Origin of the sequence: Modestobacter sp. DSM 44400, from assembly GCF_900107175.1 — a bacterium.
GTDB lineage: Bacteria > Actinomycetota > Actinomycetes > Mycobacteriales > Geodermatophilaceae > Modestobacter.
In genome coordinates, this window is sequence record NZ_FNOZ01000176.1 from 1 (window position 1) to 1222 (window position 1222).

At 71.3% G+C, this 1222-nt stretch carries 1 pseudogene; it reads right to left on the reverse strand.

Going from position 1 to position 1222, the window contains the following annotated elements:
• Positions 1-3: 3 nt before the first annotated feature.
• A pseudogene (locus tag BLW04_RS25575) lies at positions 4-1222 on the reverse strand (ISL3 family transposase); the annotation flags it as partial.

Sequence of the window (1222 nt, forward strand, 5' to 3'; positions counted from 1 at the left end):
GGCTCATCGCGATCGAGGGTGTAGTCGGGAGCGGAAGCCGCCGGTCTCGAGTAGGGATCGGGCGATGTAGTTGGTGAGGTTGCGGAACCCGAGGGCCGAGCCGCGGAGGTGCTCCAGGCGGCCGTTGAGGGCCTCGGTAGGGCCGTTGCTGGTGCCTGGCCGGTCGAAGTAGGCCAGCACGTCAGCGGCTCGCTGGGTCAGGGTCCGTCCGAGCCGGCGCAGCTCGACGAGGGCTGCTGGCACGCCGGAGCGCAGCGCTGCGATCAGGGTGGTCATCGTGGCCTTGCCGCGGCTGCGGTCGGGATCTCGGTAGGCGTTGATCATCTTCTGGTAGATGCTCCAGGTGGCCTGGACCTGGACGTGGTCATCGCCGGTGAACAGTGCCGTGAGCCGCTTGCGCTGGCGGTCGGTGAGCAGGTCGGCGCCGGTGTGCAGGGTCCGTCGGGCGCGGTAGAGCGGGTCGTCCTTGCGGCCGCGATGGCCCTGGGTGGTTTGCTGGACCCGACGGCGGTACTGGTCCAGTGCGTCACCGGCCAGCCGGACGACGTGGAAGGGGTCCATGACCGCGACCGCGTCGGGCAGCTCTTCAGCGGTGGCGGTCTTGAACCCGGTGAACCCGTCCATCGCCACGACCTCGACTGCGTCGCGCCAGGCCTGCGGCCGGTCGGTCAGCCAGGTCTTGAAAGACCTGCTTGGAACGGCCTTCGACCATGTCCAGCAGCCGGGCGGGGCCGGTGCCGGCCCGCACCGCGGTGAGATCGATGATCACGGTGACGTACTTGTCGCCGCGGCGGGTGTGCCGCCACACGTGCTCATCGACACCGATCACCGCCACCCCGTCGAAGCGGCCAGGATCGTTGATCAGGACCCGCTTGCCCTCGGCGAGCACCGCGTCGTTGGCGGTGCCCCAGGCCACGTCGAGGCCCTCAGCGACACGAGCCACGGTCAGGTGCTGGCAGACGATGCCCTCCAGCGCCCACCGCAGGCCGGCGCGGGACAGCTTCGCCCGGGGCGCGGCGGCCTTGGTGGTGTCCTGGCGCCACACGTGCCCGCAGTCGGCGCAGCGGTAGCGGCGGACGGTGACCAGCAGCGTGGTGGGCCGCCAGCCCAGCGGCTCGTGCGCCAGCCGACGAACCACCGTGTCACGGGGCACTCCCTCGCAGCCGCAGCGGCGGCACCACTGGTCGGGCTCGACGACCCGGCAGGCCAGCACCGCCCGATC